Genomic DNA, 14,781 nt, shown 5'->3' with positions numbered 1-14,781 from the left:
TATTTTTTAGAATATTTTTTCACTCTTACATTACAAGTGATATAAGATTTGTTTTCTTTTATATTTATACTTCTATATATATCTTTATTAAACTATTTTATGGTTTTTCTATAATAATTTAAAAGCTTGAATTTTATTTATTTTTTGAGTATAATATAAATGAATGAATAATAAACGAGGAGGTATTCTAATGAGTCAAAAAGAATTTGTAGTAGGAATTGATTTAGGAACAACAAATTCAGCAATTTCATGGATGAAACCAGATGGAAATGTTGAAGTTATTTCAAACTCAGAAGGTAAAAGAACTACTCCATCAATTGTGGCATTTTCCAAAGATGGAGAAATAATAGTAGGTGAACCAGCTAAAAGACAAGCTGTATTAAATTCTGACAACACTATCAGATCAATCAAAAGACACATGGGAGAAGATTATACAGTTAATATAGAAGGAAAAGAGTATACACCACAACAAATATCAGCGTATATCTTGAAAAAATTAGTTCGAGATGCCGAAGATTATTTAGGCGGAAAAATTAAAAAAGCCGTAATCACAGTCCCTGCATATTTTAATGATGCACAAAGGCAAGCAACTAAAGAAGCAGGAGAAATCGCAGGCTTAGAAGTGTTGAGAATTATAAACGAGCCAACAGCTGCAAGTATTGCTTTTGGAATGGATAAATCCGCTGAAGGCGACAAAAAAGTAATAGTTTACGACTTGGGTGGAGGTACTTTTGATGTTTCTATCTTAGACATTGGTGATGACATAATTGAAGTTGTATCAACATCTGGAAATAACACTTTAGGTGGAGACGATTTTGATCAAAGATTAATTGACTATTTAGTATCAGAATTCAAAAAAGATAATGGAGTAGACTTGTCAAAAGACAAACAAGCTCTTCAAAGACTAAAAGAAGCGGCAGAATCCGCAAAAATAGAATTATCCACAAAATTTGAAACTGAAATTAATTTACCATTTATAACTGTTGTAGATGGTCAACCAGTTCATTTAGAAAAGAAAGTTTCAAGAGCTAAATTTGAAGATTTAATTGGAGATTTAGTTAAGTCAACAGAAACGCAAATAGAAAATGCTCTTAAAGATTCCGGGCTTTCTAAAAATGAAATTGATGATATTCTATTAGTTGGTGGATCAACAAGAATTCCAGCAGTTCAAAAATTGGTTAAATCTTATTTCAACAAAGAAGCTAATAAAGGAGTTAACCCAGACGAAGCAGTAGCTATGGGCGCTGCCGTACAAGCAGCAATCATGACGGGGAACTCAGATAAAGATCTTGTATTAGTTGATGTTACTCCTTTGTCGTTAGGTGTTGAAGTAAAAGGTGGTTTAGTTCAACCTGTAATCGAAAGAAACACTAAAATCCCTGTTAAAAAATCACAAACTTTTACAACTGCAGTAGATTATCAACCTGAAGTTGAAGTTAGAGTTTATCAAGGGGAAAGATCACTTGCAAAAGATAATTTCTTTTTAGGTGATTTTAAATTAACGGGACTACCACCAGCCCCAAGAGGTGTACCTCAAATAGAAGTAACTTTTGATATTGATTCTAATGGAATTGTAAATGTATCCGCTACAGACAAAGGAACGGGCAAAAAACAATCTATGGTCGTTTCAGGAAGACAAAAAATGGATCCTGAGCAAATACAAAAAATGATAAAGGATGCAAAAGAATATGAAGAACAAGATAAGAAAAAGAGAGAGGAAATTGAATTAAAAAACCAAGCTGAAGATTTAGCCTATCAGACAGAAAAATTGTTAAATGAAAGTGGAGATAAAGTCCCTGAAGATATTAAAGGTCCCGTAGAAGAAAAAATCAAAGAATTGAGAGAAGCTTTATCAGAAGATAACATAGGTAAAATTAAAATTGTTATGGATGAATTAAAGCAAGAGTCTATGAAAATCGGTCAACATATATATGGACAACAAGGACAACCAGGTCCAGAAGCTGGTCCTCAGCAAAATGCTCAAGATTATACAGATTACCAAGAACCAGAAGACGACAATAAAAGTCAACAATAATAAATAGTAGTTCAGGTGCGGCTTATTAAGCCGCACTATTTTTATATGTTATTATTTGTTATAATCAATATATAATAAAAGGGGGTGATGTATATCAAAAAGAAAAAATATGTATTTTATCTTATTTTTACTTCTTTCTTTATAATTATTTTGACAATAATAGTGCTGGTTCAAAATAATTATAAAGAAACTTATAGAAGCCAGTTTAACTATGAAAAAGAACAAATTGAATTTTATTTAAAACATATTCAAAATGATTTATTTGCCATGTCTTCAGATATGATTTCTATGACTATTAATAATATTTTGGATAGACAATTAGGTTTAATGAATGTTGCAGAAATAAGTGCTTTAAATAATAATTTATTGATATCTGACAACATAAAAACTTATGTTCAGTTTCACAACTTATATAAAACTTATTTAGATGAAATTTATTTTAAAGACTATCTAAGTAATTTTTTTATATATAACAAGACATATGACCAATTATCTCCATATAACATAGACCCCGTTAATATAGATTTAGCAAGTAAAACTATTTTCAATATTTCTGAACACAACAACTTTTCAGTATCTAATTTTTTTATAAATGATGATGAAAAATATTTTTATTTAGCTACGAAAAATAGAGAAATGAAAGCCGGCGTTTTCACTGGAGAATATATTGGATATATTCTTTATGAAATTAACTTGCAATACTTAAACACTTCTTTAAATATAATCAATAAATCTGAGTTTTTAAATTTAGAATTTTTGCCAGTCAATGCCAAAGATATTGAGGAATTTTATGAAAAATCAACTTTAAGCGATATTTACTTCTTTAGTACTATAGATTTTTTAGATTCAAATATTTATGTTTATAAAGGTTACTCTAAAGCGTTTTTTAATTATATTTTTATTATATCCTCACTTTTTTATATTTTTTGCATTTTTGTTATTTTCAAAACAAATATAGATTATGGTAATTCTTTGATGAAAAATATATCTTCGCTAAATTATGTTTATAAAGATAATTTTGAAAAAGATCCAGAAAAGTTTATAATCCAATTATTAGCAAAAAAGGATTTTGAGAACGATTTTTTAAAAAAGTCCAAAGAAGAAATCCCTTTAAATGCATTTAAAAATGTGTATTTAAAATATTATAATGTTCTACAACTTCCTAATTATGTGGTTTTTTATTCTTTAAAAAATATGAATTTTGTTTTTACAGACAAAATCGATATAGACAATAACCATATAGATCTTTTGGAAAAATTGCAACTTAATTCTGAATGTATAAAGGAAATTAGGACGAATTATTTTGATAATTCTTTGAATTCATTAAATGACTATATAGAAAATGTACCAGAAGAAATAATAAATTCTATTAATAATTATTACGTTAATCTTTTTTCAATTCAAAAAAGTCAGCATATAATAATAATAAAAGATACTTCCAAAGAAAAAATAGAAAATTTCAAAAGCATATTAAAAAATCTTTAATTTATCTTTTTTTTAGTTTTTTTGTACTTCTTTTCTTTTTTTATGTTATAATTACTATGGATATTATTTTTTATTAGGTAGGAGGGATAAGAATGAAGTCAAAGTTAATTATGGTATTTATGATTTTATCAGCATTAGCAGTTATAGCAGCTCCATTACTTGATTGGGGAAGAGTCTATCCAATGAATGGAGAACAACAAATTTTCTATGCTGATGCAACAAATGATGGGGTTTACTTATTTGGTTATACTAATCCAAAAGATATTACAGAAGATATGCTAACTATGAAAATTGGATTAAATGGTAAGATATTAGACTCATCAGTTTCTGGAGGAAGAAATAACGACTGGGCTCTTTGGGGGTTTGAATCTCATGATGAAGGATTAGTTTCAATAGGGTCATCTAATTCTTTCAGCTACGATTATGACATGATCATATCAAAATCCGGAAAAAATTCTTTCAATAAACCAATAGTTAACTTCGGAATTGAAAGAGGTACATCAGGTTTAGAATTAGGCGATTCATATATTATTGTAGGATACGGAAGTAATCCACAAACCTTGAACATGGTTGGAAAAATAGTAAAGATCAATAAAACAAATAATGAAGTTGAATGGTCTAAATGGTTACCTGGGGCAGAAGCTGGAATTGATATTAAACCTTTATCAGTTCAATTGACAACAGATGGAAACTTTATTATAGCTGGAACAAAAATCAACTTTTTCTCAGGCATAACAGAAGTTTACATGACAAAAGTAAACCTATCTGGTGAAGAAATTTGGACAAAAACATTTTCAGGAAGAGATTATGCAAGAGGATTTGAAGTACAAGAAACAAAAGGTGGATACTTAATCGCTGGTTATAATGGAGATTGGAGCAAAGGCTGGTCTGACTTTTATTTAACAAAGGTTGACCATAATGGAGATATTTTATGGGAAAGCGAATTTGGCCAAGACAAATCAGATCATGCTTATTCTGTAAAGGTAGCTAAAAATGGAAACATATACGTTGCTGGTTATACTACTCCAGAAGGAAAAGATAATTTCGATATGTTGTTAGTGGAATACAATGCTAACGGAGAAATTTTATCTCACGAAGTTGTTGGTGGAAATGGTGATGATGTTGCTTATTCTTTAGATATAGACGATAACGGTAATTTATACATGGTTGGATATTCAACATCAACTGACTTTGGTGCTGATGTAAGTGGAGACCCAGTAGTATTCAAATATTCTGTAAAATAATATAAGATATTAATAAAAACGGAGCTATAAGCTCCGTTTTTATTTTTTTAATGCTATGGAAAGATTAATTATATCTGTAGGGTTTATACCTGGTATCCTCTTGACTTGCCCAAGTGTTTCTGGTTTTATCTTTTTTAATTTTTCTCTTGCTTCAAATGCAAGATTATGAATACTGTCATATTCAAAATCATCTGGAATCTTTATGTTTTCCAGTTCTTTCATCTTCTTAATTTCTTCTTCCATCTTTTTTAAATATCCGATATATTTATAATAGATTTCTACCTGTTCTATAATATTTTGATCATCTATTGAATCTAAAGGATTTTTATCCAAATAGGAAATATCAATATAGCTTACTTCTGGTCTTTTCAACAATTCGCTAAAAGGTGTTCTGCTTTTAATTAACCCAGAGTTTTTTGTTTCTAAATATTCATTTATGTTTTCAGGGGATATTTTTAATTTATTTAGTTCTTCAATTTTTTCCTGTGTCTTTTTTAAATCTTTTTCAATTTTATCAATGTTTTCTTTTGATAAAAGATTATATTTTTTTGAATATTTTAACAACCTAAAATGTGAGTTATCATGCCTCAAATGCAATCTGTATTCAGATCTTGAAGTTAATAGTCTATAAGGTTCATCAACACCTTTGTTTATTATATCGTCAATTAATAAACCAATATAACTTTCTGATCTATCTAATATAAATGGTTCTTGTCCATCTATACTTAAAGCAGAATTTAACCCAGCTATTAAACCTTGTCCTGCAGCTTCTTCGTAACCAGAAGTTCCGTTAATCTGTCCTGCAAGATACAAACCTTTTATACTCTTGGTTTCTAATGTATGCTTTAGCTGATAAGGTAAAACAAAATCATACTCAACCGCATATGCTGGCCTTTCTATAACCACATTTTCTAAACCAGGTATTGTTTTTAACATTTCAACTTGAACTTCGTAAGGTAAACTTGTACTCATACCATTTATATAATATTCTTCAGAATTTTTAGACTCGGGTTCCAAAAATATTTGATGTGAATCTTTTTTGAATTTCATCACTTTGTCTTCTATGGAAGGACAGTATCTTGGACCTTTAGATTTAATTAATTTAACATCCCCATACAAAGGAGAAAATGAAATATTATCCTTTATAACTTTATGTGTGTTTTGATTAGTTCTTCCAATATAGCATGGATAATCTTTGGATAGAATCTTTTTCTCTGAGAAATAAGAAAAAGCTAAAGGTTTATCTGACGTTTCCTGTACGGTTAATTTATTAAAATCAATTGAAGATTTTTTAACCCTTGCAGGTGTTCCAGTTTTAAATCTATCCATTTTAAGCCCCAACTTTTTTAAAGAATCACTTAAATTATTTGATGAAAGATCTCCCATTCTTCCGGCATCATATGTTTCTCTTCCTATAAAAATCTTTCCCTTTAAATATGTCCCTGTGGTAATAATAACTTTTTTTGAAAAATAATCTAAACCTAATTCAGTTTTTATTCCAACAACTTCATTATTTTCAGTTATTAATTCTTTTGCTATACCATATCTCAAAGTTATGCCCTTAGTTTTTTCTAATATTTTTTTCATTTCAATGGAATATTCGTATTTGTCTATTTGCGCCCTCATTGCCCTCACAGCTATCCCTTTAGATGTGTTGAGCATTCTTACGTTTATCATAGTTTTATCCGTTACAGAAGCTTGTACACCTCCTAATGCGTCTATTTCTCTTGTTACTATTCCTTTTGCTGGTCCACCTATTGCAGGGTTACATGGTGCCCAACCAACAGAATCCAAATTTATGTTTAATATAAGGACATTTTTGCCTAATTTTGCTGCCGCTACAGCTGCTTCAATACCAGCATGTCCTGCTCCCACTACTATAACATCATATTTATTATCATAACTCATTAACGTTCACCTCATCAAAGATTTTTAATATATTATATCATCTTAAAATGTTTATTGTAATAAATCCATATAAAATTAAATTTAAAAAAGCCATATCCGAAGATATGGCTTTTAATACTAATTTATATAACTTTTAATTCTTTTCCGATTTTTTCAAATTTTTCTATTGCAAAGTCTAAATCTTCTTTCGAATGAGATGCACTGATCATAACTCTTATTCTTGCTTTGCCTCTTGGAACCGTAGGGAAACCAATTGCAGACGCAAATATCCCTTGTTCATACAACTTTTTAGAAAATTCTTTAGCTGTTTTTGCTTCGTATAACATAACTGGAGTAATAGGAGTCATTGTATTACCTATATCAAATCCCAAAGATTTTATTTTCTCCTGGAAATATTTTCCATTATCCCACAACTTTTTCACAGGATCTCCTGTTTCTTTTAAATATCTTACTGCTGCTAAAGCTGCACCAGTTTCTGCAGGAGATAATGAGCTTGAAAATAAGAAAGGTCTTGCTTTTTGCTTTAAGTATTTTATCAGTACTTTCTTACCTGCAATAAATCCTCCAACAACACCAAAGGCTTTTGAAAGAGTTCCCACTTCTATGTCAACATCGTCATGAAGGCCAAAATGATCAACTATTCCTCTTCCATTTTTACCCAGTACGCCTTCTCCGTGAGCATCATCAACCATTACTAAAGCATTATACTTTTTTGATACCTTTGCTATTTCATCTAAAGGGGCTATGTCTCCATCCATTGAAAATACTCCGTCTGTTATAACTAATTTTCTTCTTGCTCCTTCTTCGTCTGCTTTTTTCAAAGCCTCTTCCAAAGAAGCTACATCTTTATGTTTCCACACATACTTCTTTGATTTTGTTAGTCTAACTCCATCTATTATGCTTGCATGATTGAGTTCATCGGAAAGAATCGCATCTTCTTTACCCATTATAGCTGGAATTACAGCTTGATTTGCATTAAATCCACTTTGAACTACCAAAGTGTCTTCAGCACCTTTAAATTCTGCTAATTCTTTTTCTAATTTATTATGAATTTCTAAAGTCCCAGCAATTGATCTAACTGCCCCAGGGCCAACTCCCCATTTTTCTATAGCTTCAATTGCTCCTTTTTTAAGTTTTTCATTGTTTGCAAAATCAAGATAATTGTTAGAACACATGTTGAGTACTTTTTTCCCATCTACATTGAGCCATGCTCCTTGAGCGGTTTCCAATGTTCTAATAGTAACCAGCAAACCATTTTCTTCTAATTCTTCCATTTCATTTTTTAAGTCTTCATAAAAATTCATTAAAAAAACCCCCTTAATCAGCTATTTTAAGAATTATTTTTCCACTTTTCCCCGACATCATCAGTTCAAAAGCCTTTTTGTAATCTTTTAAATCTAATTCATGTGTTACTACTTTTTCAAGATCTATCTTTTTGTATTTTAACAACTGAGAAGCAATATGCCAAGTTTCAAACATTTTTCTTCCAGTTATAGTTTGTATAGTGATATTTTTAAATACAGCTGTGTTCATTACAAAAGGAATTTCGTTGTCATTATAAACTCCTAAAATTGAAGCAAAACCTCCGTTTGTTAAAGCTATTATTCCATCATTTAAAGCTTTTACACTACCAGACATTTCTAATAGAACATCTATCCCATGTCCATCAGTAAACTTTGCTATCTCTGCGTGAAGGTCTGTTTCTGCAGGGTTAATTACCAAATCAGCTCCCATATCTTTTGCCATTTTTATTCTATAATCTGATATTTCACTGACTATTACAGCAGCGGCTCCTGATATTTTTGCAATTTCAATTGCCATAGCACCTATTGGACCTGCTCCTGTGATTAAAACTATTTTACCCCTTAAATCAGTAGCTGTTGCGGTGTGAATTGCATTTCCTAATGGCTCCATAACTGACGCGTATTTTAAAGGTATTGATTCATCTATTTTCCACAAAACAATTTCTGGAACTACAGTATATTCAGCAAAGACTCCATCTCTATCTACTCCTAAAATTTCCATATCTTTACATACGTGCATTTTACCCGTTTTACACTGATAACATACTTTACAAGGAATATGAGTTTCGCCTGAAACTATATCACCTTTTTTCAAGTTTTTTACTTCTGGTCCTACTTCTACAACTTCACCAACAAATTCATGTCCACCTATTTGTGGAGTTTTTATTCTGTCTTCAGCCCACTTATTCCATTCATATATATGAACATCAGTACCACAAACTGAAGCTCTTAAAACTCTTATTTTTACGTCGTCAGAGTTTATAATTTTCGGTTCTTCAACATTTGTTAGTTCAAATCCTTCACCAGGTTCAGTTTTTATAAGAGCTTTCATATTTTCACTCCTCTATATATAATTTAATTTATATTACTTACTATTATAGTTTAGAACATTATGAAAAATTTTTCAATGTCTTAGAAAGTTGAATTTTATTAATAATTCAAGATAATCGCCTGTTATTAAAAAAAATCACCATAATTTACACTATTAAAAAAGAGGATGGATTTAACCACCCTCTTAAGCAATATCAATATCTACTTTTTCATTTTCAATTTTTTCTTTTATATTGTCTATCTTGGCTTTCAACTTGTTGTTACCAATTAATAAAGATTGATCTATCTTTTTTATGGAATGACTTATAGTTGAATGATTTCTTTTAAGCATTTTTGCAATATTTTTCACTGGCATTTTTAAATATATTTTTAGTAAATAAGCTAATACTTGCCTTGATTGAGATACACTCTTTTTTCTTGAATTTGAATAAAGTTCATCTCTTGTGATTTCAAATTCATCTAACACAGAATTAATCAAAGAATTTATCTTAATGGTTTCATATGCTTCTTTTGAGTTGTATTTAACTTTGGAATTGTTCATCCTCATTATAGATTCAACTATTTTTTTTGCAGAATAAACTGTTGCTGGTTCACCTGTAATTTTTGTATGAAGCATTAAATTCATAATTGCTCCGCGAAGTCTTCTCAGGTTTCTGTTAACATTTTCTGCTAAATAGTGAGCCACATCATCTGATAAATTCAAAGAAATCATATTTGCCATCTTCTTGGCTATTAAATATCTTGTGTCTTCATCTGGAGTTCCAACATTAACAATTAATCCCATCTCAAACCTTGAAATCAGTCTGGGGTGAAACGTAGCCAATTCATCGGGAGTTCTGTCTGAACAAACTATAACTTGCTTTCCAGCGTTGAATAAAGAATTAAATGTATGAAATAATTCATTTTGAACATTATTTTTCCCGATTAAGAACTGAACATCATCTATAAGTAATATGTCTACAGTTTTTCTAAACCGTTCTCTAAAGTTATCCATGTTCTGGGCCCTAATGGAATCCATCATCTCATTCATAAAATCTTCTGCTGTTAAGTACTTTACCCTTAAATCCGTGCTATGTTCTAAAATATGATTGGCAATAGCATGCATTAAATGGGTCTTACCTAAGCCTACATCCCCATAGATGAATAAAGGATTGAATTTGCCTGGATTCTTAGCTACTTCCATAGATGAATAATATGCCATTCTATTAGATTCACCTATAACAAAAGAACCGAATGTAAATTCTGAATTGAATTCAGATAACTTCAAAGGTCTATTTTTTATTAAAGGACCTGATGTTCGATTTTTCGCTTGATCTATAGTCTTTATTTTGTATGAAATCTTTACTTCTCGCCCCAGGATATTTGTTATTGTGTCTTTTATGACAGTATTATACTTTTTTTCAACTGTGTCTTTTATGAAATGATTACTTAATCCTATTACTACTTCTTTTTCATTCATATGAACGATCTCTGAAGTTGACAACCAATTGTTCCATGTTTCTCTGGAAATATTCATTTTTAACTTTTCAAGAAGATCATCCTTGAACATCTAATCCACCCCTTCAAAATGTAGCCAATATATAGCTTATCATATTGAGGGTAGTTAATCAAGAAAATTTTAGATTAATTCTTTATAACCATTATTGTTAAAGGAATACAAAGGTTTTATGTTTCAAGAATGCTTCCAATGTATCAATTAGAAGATTTTGTTTAGTATATTGTGTAAATATTTTTTTATTAAATATTATCTGTATACTATTTTTAAATCAATTAATTTTATATATATTCATTTCTTTGTAATTATATAGTAACGTTTATATGGGTACTCACCGATTTCCATCTTTTAATACGAAATTTTCTAAAACCCTTTATTAGAGTATATTATAATTTAATATTATATGTCATTGAAAATATTATTGTGAAGTCTTAAAAAATACTATATATAGTATTACATATTATTAAATATTCTTAAAAAAAACTCAAAATCCAACTATAGTTGGATTTTGAGTTTTAACATTAATTTTCAAACTGCAATTTGTATAAATCATAGTAAACACCTTTTTTATCCATAAGTTCATTATGTGAGCCTTCTTCAACAACTAAGCCTTTATGTACAACTAATATTTTGTTGGAACTTTTGACAGTTGACAATCTGTGAGCAATAGATATGATAGTTGTCGTGTCAGCAATTTTGTCTAATGCCTTTTGAATTAGGTCCTCTGTTTGAACATCTATACTTGCAGTAGCCTCATCTAATATTATTATTTTTGCATTGAATAGAACAGCTCTCGCCAAGGCAATTAATTGTCTTTCGCCAGAGGACAAAGTCCCTCCTCTTTCAAGAATTTCTGTATTATATCCTTCTGGAAGTTTTTCAATGATGTCATGTGCAAATACTTTTTTAGAAGCTTTAATAACTTCTTCTTCAGAAATGTCTTCATTAAACAACCTGATGTTATCAATTATGTTCCCAGAAAAAAGAAAAACATCTTGAGGAACTACCGCTATTTTTCGTCTTAAACTTTCCAAATCATAATCATATAACGGTACTCCATCAAAATAGATTTCACCTTCATCAATTTCATATAAACCACTCATTAATTTAATCATAGTAGTTTTTCCAGATCCAGTTTCACCAACTATAGACACTCTATCCGTAGATTTTATAGAAAAGTTAACGCCTCGTAGTACTTTTTCTTCATCTTTGTTATATGAAAAATGAACATTTTCAAATTTTATTTCTCCTTTTTCTAAATCTTTTTTTATACCTTTTCCCAAATATTCGTGTTTGGCTTCAAATAACTTAAATATTTTTCCAGCAGAAGCGAATGCATTTTGCATTATATCGTATTTTTCAGCTATGTTGAACAGTGGTCTAAAAAACATTTGAACATAAGATGTAAAAGCATATAAAGTTCCAAAAGTAGCAAAACCTTCTCTTACGCCTTGTGACCCAAACCATAATAATATTGCTAAAGTTAAAAAATAAAGAAAGTTCATAGCTGGTCTAAATATTGCAAAAACATACATTTGTTGTATTCTTGCTTTATATAGTTTTGTACTGTGTTTATTAAATTCTTTTTTCTTTCTTTCTTCTTGATTGAACAAGGTAGTTACGCTACTTCCTGATATATTTTCAGCCAAGTATGAATTAACAATACTGATTCTTGTTCTCACCCTGTCATAAGCCCTTCTATCAAAAATTCTAAAAAAGTATAGAGCTATTAATACTATTGGAAAAGTTATAACTGTATATAAAGAAAGTCTTACATTTAATGTAAATATCAAAATCACAACACCTATCAAAATTGCAATATCTTTTAATAGACTGCTTAAGACTTCTGAAAAAAATTCAGATAAATTTTGAGTATCATATACTATTCTTGTTGTTATCTTTCCAGTTGGATTTTGAGTAAAAAATTTGTATTGAACTTTTGTAATATGGTCAAACAAATCACTCCTAATACGATAGATGACTTTTTGACCAAGCAAATTTGAGAAAAACACCTGCCCGTAGTTAAAAAATATTCCTGACAACAACACTAATAAAAATATTAGAGAAAAAGTTGTTATTTTATCTATATTGTCATTTTTAATCCCTCTAACAAGGCTTTCATCTACTTCTTTTACCTCATTTGTATTTGAATTGATTAAAACATTTTTATCATTTTTATCATTATAAACCCAAGAACCTTCTGGATCTTGTTCGAAAGTCTGAGTTTCTTGATTATACGTAAATTTATACTCAATAGTAATATAATTATCAATTCCATATTTTATAAAATACGGCAATGCTAAATCTATAATTGCTGCAAAAAAGAGGGTTAAAAATGCTAATACTAAAATCATTTTATAATCTCTTATATATTTCCATAATCTTCTAAAAGTATTAATATCTCGCTCATCTTTTTCATTTTCTTCGAGCAATATTTCTTCATGAGACGATGGCATTTTTATTCCTCCTCTAATTTTTCTTCTATCATTTGCTTTTGATACATGTCTGCATAAATCCCATCTTTTTCCAGTAATTCATTATGAGTACCGCTTTCATATATTTTGCCATCTTCAAAAACGTATATTTTATTTGAATTTTTGACAGCCTTCAGCCTATGTGAAATTACTATTATTGTTTTACCAATAGTTTCTTCACGAAGATTTTTTATTATTTTTTCTTCAGTTTCAGTATCAACAGCTGATAAACAATCATCTAAAATAATAACTTTCGATTTTTTTGCCAATGCTCTGGCTATAGTAACTCTTTGCCTTTGCCCACCAGAAAGAGTTACTCCTCTTTCGCCAACTATAGTTTCATAACCTTTTTCTAAATTTTTCAAGTCTTTATCAACGCTCGCTTTTTCTGCGTATTCTTCAGCTTTTAGGGCTAAATCTATATTCGAAAAAGCAATGTTCTCTCTAATTGACATAGAAAACAAGAAATTGTCTTGAGGGACATATGAAACGTTTTCTCTTATTATCTCGCCATGGATATTGTTTATATCTTCATTGTCAATAAAAATAGAATTATCTTCTACTTGATATAGTTTTGTAAGTAGTTTCGCAAGTGTAGATTTACCAGATCCTATTTTACCTACAAAAGCAATCATTTCTCCTGGTTTAATTTCTAAATTAACATTTTTAAGAATCTTTCTTTCACTTGTAGGATATTTGAAATTCAAATTTTTTACAACAAAATGCCCTTTGAAATCAAAATTCTTCTTTTCTGGTTCAATGACAGTTCTTTCTTGATCTAAAACATTTGTAATTCTTTTCAAAGAAGCCCTTCCTCTTTGTATGTTGTTTACTAAGAAGCCGAAAGCCATCATTGGCCATATTAGCATCCCTACATATTGATTAGTCATTATGAAATCGCCAAGAGTTATCTCACCATTAATTACCATCTTACCCCCAAAGAAAAATACAAATAATTGAGCTAATGACCCCAGAAATGTTACCAATGGATGCATTAAACCCCATATTCTTATTAATTTTATGTATGAATCATAATAATCTTTAGAACTATTGTTAAAGAGTTTTTTCATTGTATCTTTATTTGCATAAAGCTTTATTACATCCATGCCTGAAAGGCTTTCTTCAGTTATGTTGGATAAATCACTTGTTGATTCTTGAACTTCAGTAAATCTTTTATGAATAATTCTTCCAAAAAATAATGATATAATAGCTATTATAGGAAGAGGTAATATAGATAAAAAAGTTAGTTCCCAGTCAACGAATGTTCCCATAGCTATTACTGTCATCACAGTCATGAAAAGAGTATCAACCATCATAATTACCGCTGGTCCCATCATTCTTTCTAATTGTCTTGTATCTGATGTAAACCTTGTCATTAAATCTCCAGTTCTCCACTTGTCATAAAAATTTTGATCTAATTCTATTATATGAGTAAACATAGTATTAATGGTTTTATATTGGAATAATCTTGCTGCACCGATTATAAAAAATCTCCAGAAAAACCTTCCTATTACTAGTCCAGTAGCTAACATTATTATGCTCAAAACTAAAATCTTTAAATGATCTAAATTCCATGAATCTGTTTCTATATAATCGATAATATTACCAATTCTTCTCGGGATTATGATTTGTATATAATCAACAACTAACAAAAAAACAATCCCCAATGCATATCTCCACCAATATTTTTTTAAATAATTCGTTATTAACAAGATTACCACCCCGTATAGATAGTTAGTATTACTTACAAAATTATACCATTAAATAAAAGGATTTACAACATTTT

At 29.5% G+C, this 14,781-nt stretch carries 9 protein-coding genes; 3 read left to right on the top strand and 6 right to left on the bottom strand.

Annotation, left to right across the window (positions count from 1 at the left end; all coding sequences use genetic code 11):
* Positions 1-163 precede the first annotated feature (163 nt).
* The 3 genes from dnaK to BLS00_RS02210 all read left to right on the top strand — a co-directional run bounded on the left by dnaK (position 164) and on the right by BLS00_RS02210 (position 4,764).
* On the top strand, positions 164-2,035 hold the full coding sequence (gene dnaK, locus BLS00_RS02220) for a molecular chaperone DnaK (protein WP_375338208.1): 1,872 nt from the start codon (positions 164-166) through the stop codon (positions 2,033-2,035).
* An 87-nt stretch (positions 2,036-2,122) separates the two neighbouring features.
* Positions 2,123-3,520: a hypothetical protein gene (locus tag BLS00_RS02215; RefSeq protein WP_091402425.1), complete on the top strand. Its 1,398-nt coding sequence runs from the start codon at positions 2,123-2,125 to the stop codon at positions 3,518-3,520.
* A 92-nt stretch (positions 3,521-3,612) separates the two neighbouring features.
* Positions 3,613-4,764 carry an SBBP repeat-containing protein gene (locus BLS00_RS02210; RefSeq protein WP_091402423.1) on the top strand — a complete coding sequence of 384 codons (1,152 nt, stop codon included), beginning with the start codon at positions 3,613-3,615 and terminating at the stop codon, positions 4,762-4,764.
* A gap of 39 nt (positions 4,765-4,803) precedes the next feature.
* Here the strand turns inward: BLS00_RS02210 and mnmG are convergent, their stop codons facing one another.
* The 6 genes from mnmG to BLS00_RS02180 all read right to left on the bottom strand — a co-directional run bounded on the left by mnmG (position 4,804) and on the right by BLS00_RS02180 (position 14,716).
* On the bottom strand, positions 4,804-6,672 hold the full coding sequence (gene mnmG, locus BLS00_RS02205; RefSeq protein ID WP_091402422.1) for a tRNA uridine-5-carboxymethylaminomethyl(34) synthesis enzyme MnmG: 1,869 nt from the start codon (positions 6,670-6,672) through the stop codon (positions 4,804-4,806).
* Between the two features lie 122 nt (positions 6,673-6,794).
* Positions 6,795-7,976 carry a glycine C-acetyltransferase gene (locus BLS00_RS02200; RefSeq protein WP_091402420.1) on the bottom strand — a complete coding sequence of 394 codons (1,182 nt, stop codon included), beginning with the start codon at positions 7,974-7,976 and terminating at the stop codon, positions 6,795-6,797.
* A 13-nt stretch (positions 7,977-7,989) separates the two neighbouring features.
* Positions 7,990-9,027: an L-threonine 3-dehydrogenase gene (gene tdh, locus BLS00_RS02195; protein WP_091402418.1), complete on the bottom strand. Its 1,038-nt coding sequence runs from the start codon at positions 9,025-9,027 to the stop codon at positions 7,990-7,992.
* A 183-nt stretch (positions 9,028-9,210) separates the two neighbouring features.
* Positions 9,211-10,575 carry a chromosomal replication initiator protein DnaA gene (dnaA, locus tag BLS00_RS02190; protein ID WP_091402416.1) on the bottom strand — a complete coding sequence of 455 codons (1,365 nt, stop codon included), beginning with the start codon at positions 10,573-10,575 and terminating at the stop codon, positions 9,211-9,213.
* A 467-nt stretch (positions 10,576-11,042) separates the two neighbouring features.
* Positions 11,043-12,977 carry an ABC transporter ATP-binding protein gene (locus tag BLS00_RS02185; protein ID WP_091402414.1) on the bottom strand — a complete coding sequence of 645 codons (1,935 nt, stop codon included), beginning with the start codon at positions 12,975-12,977 and terminating at the stop codon, positions 11,043-11,045.
* Between the two features lie 2 nt (positions 12,978-12,979).
* Positions 12,980-14,716 carry an ABC transporter ATP-binding protein gene (locus BLS00_RS02180; protein WP_176759813.1) on the bottom strand — a complete coding sequence of 579 codons (1,737 nt, stop codon included), beginning with the start codon at positions 14,714-14,716 and terminating at the stop codon, positions 12,980-12,982.
* Positions 14,717-14,781 lie beyond the last annotated feature (65 nt).

It is taken from the genome of Geotoga petraea, assembly GCF_900102615.1.
Taxonomy (GTDB): domain Bacteria; phylum Thermotogota; class Thermotogae; order Petrotogales; family Petrotogaceae; genus Geotoga; species Geotoga petraea.
This window is presented reverse-complemented; position numbering and strand designations above follow the sequence as displayed.

Bases quoted from the DNA above. Each gene is read 5' to 3' on its own strand.
- dnaK (WP_375338208.1), top strand. From the start codon at position 164: ATGAATAATAAACGAGGAGGTATTCTAATGAGTCAAAAAGAATTTGTA.
- BLS00_RS02215 (WP_091402425.1), top strand. From the start codon at position 2,123: ATGTATATCAAAAAGAAAAAATATGTATTTTATCTTATTTTTACTTCT.
- BLS00_RS02210 (WP_091402423.1), top strand. From the start codon at position 3,613: ATGAAGTCAAAGTTAATTATGGTATTTATGATTTTATCAGCATTAGCA.
- mnmG (WP_091402422.1), bottom strand. From the start codon at position 6,672: ATGAGTTATGATAATAAATATGATGTTATAGTAGTGGGAGCAGGACAT.
- BLS00_RS02200 (WP_091402420.1), bottom strand. From the start codon at position 7,976: ATGAATTTTTATGAAGACTTAAAAAATGAAATGGAAGAATTAGAAGAA.
- tdh (WP_091402418.1), bottom strand. From the start codon at position 9,027: ATGAAAGCTCTTATAAAAACTGAACCTGGTGAAGGATTTGAACTAACA.
- dnaA (WP_091402416.1), bottom strand. From the start codon at position 10,575: ATGTTCAAGGATGATCTTCTTGAAAAGTTAAAAATGAATATTTCCAGA.
- BLS00_RS02185 (WP_091402414.1), bottom strand. From the start codon at position 12,977: ATGCCATCGTCTCATGAAGAAATATTGCTCGAAGAAAATGAAAAAGAT.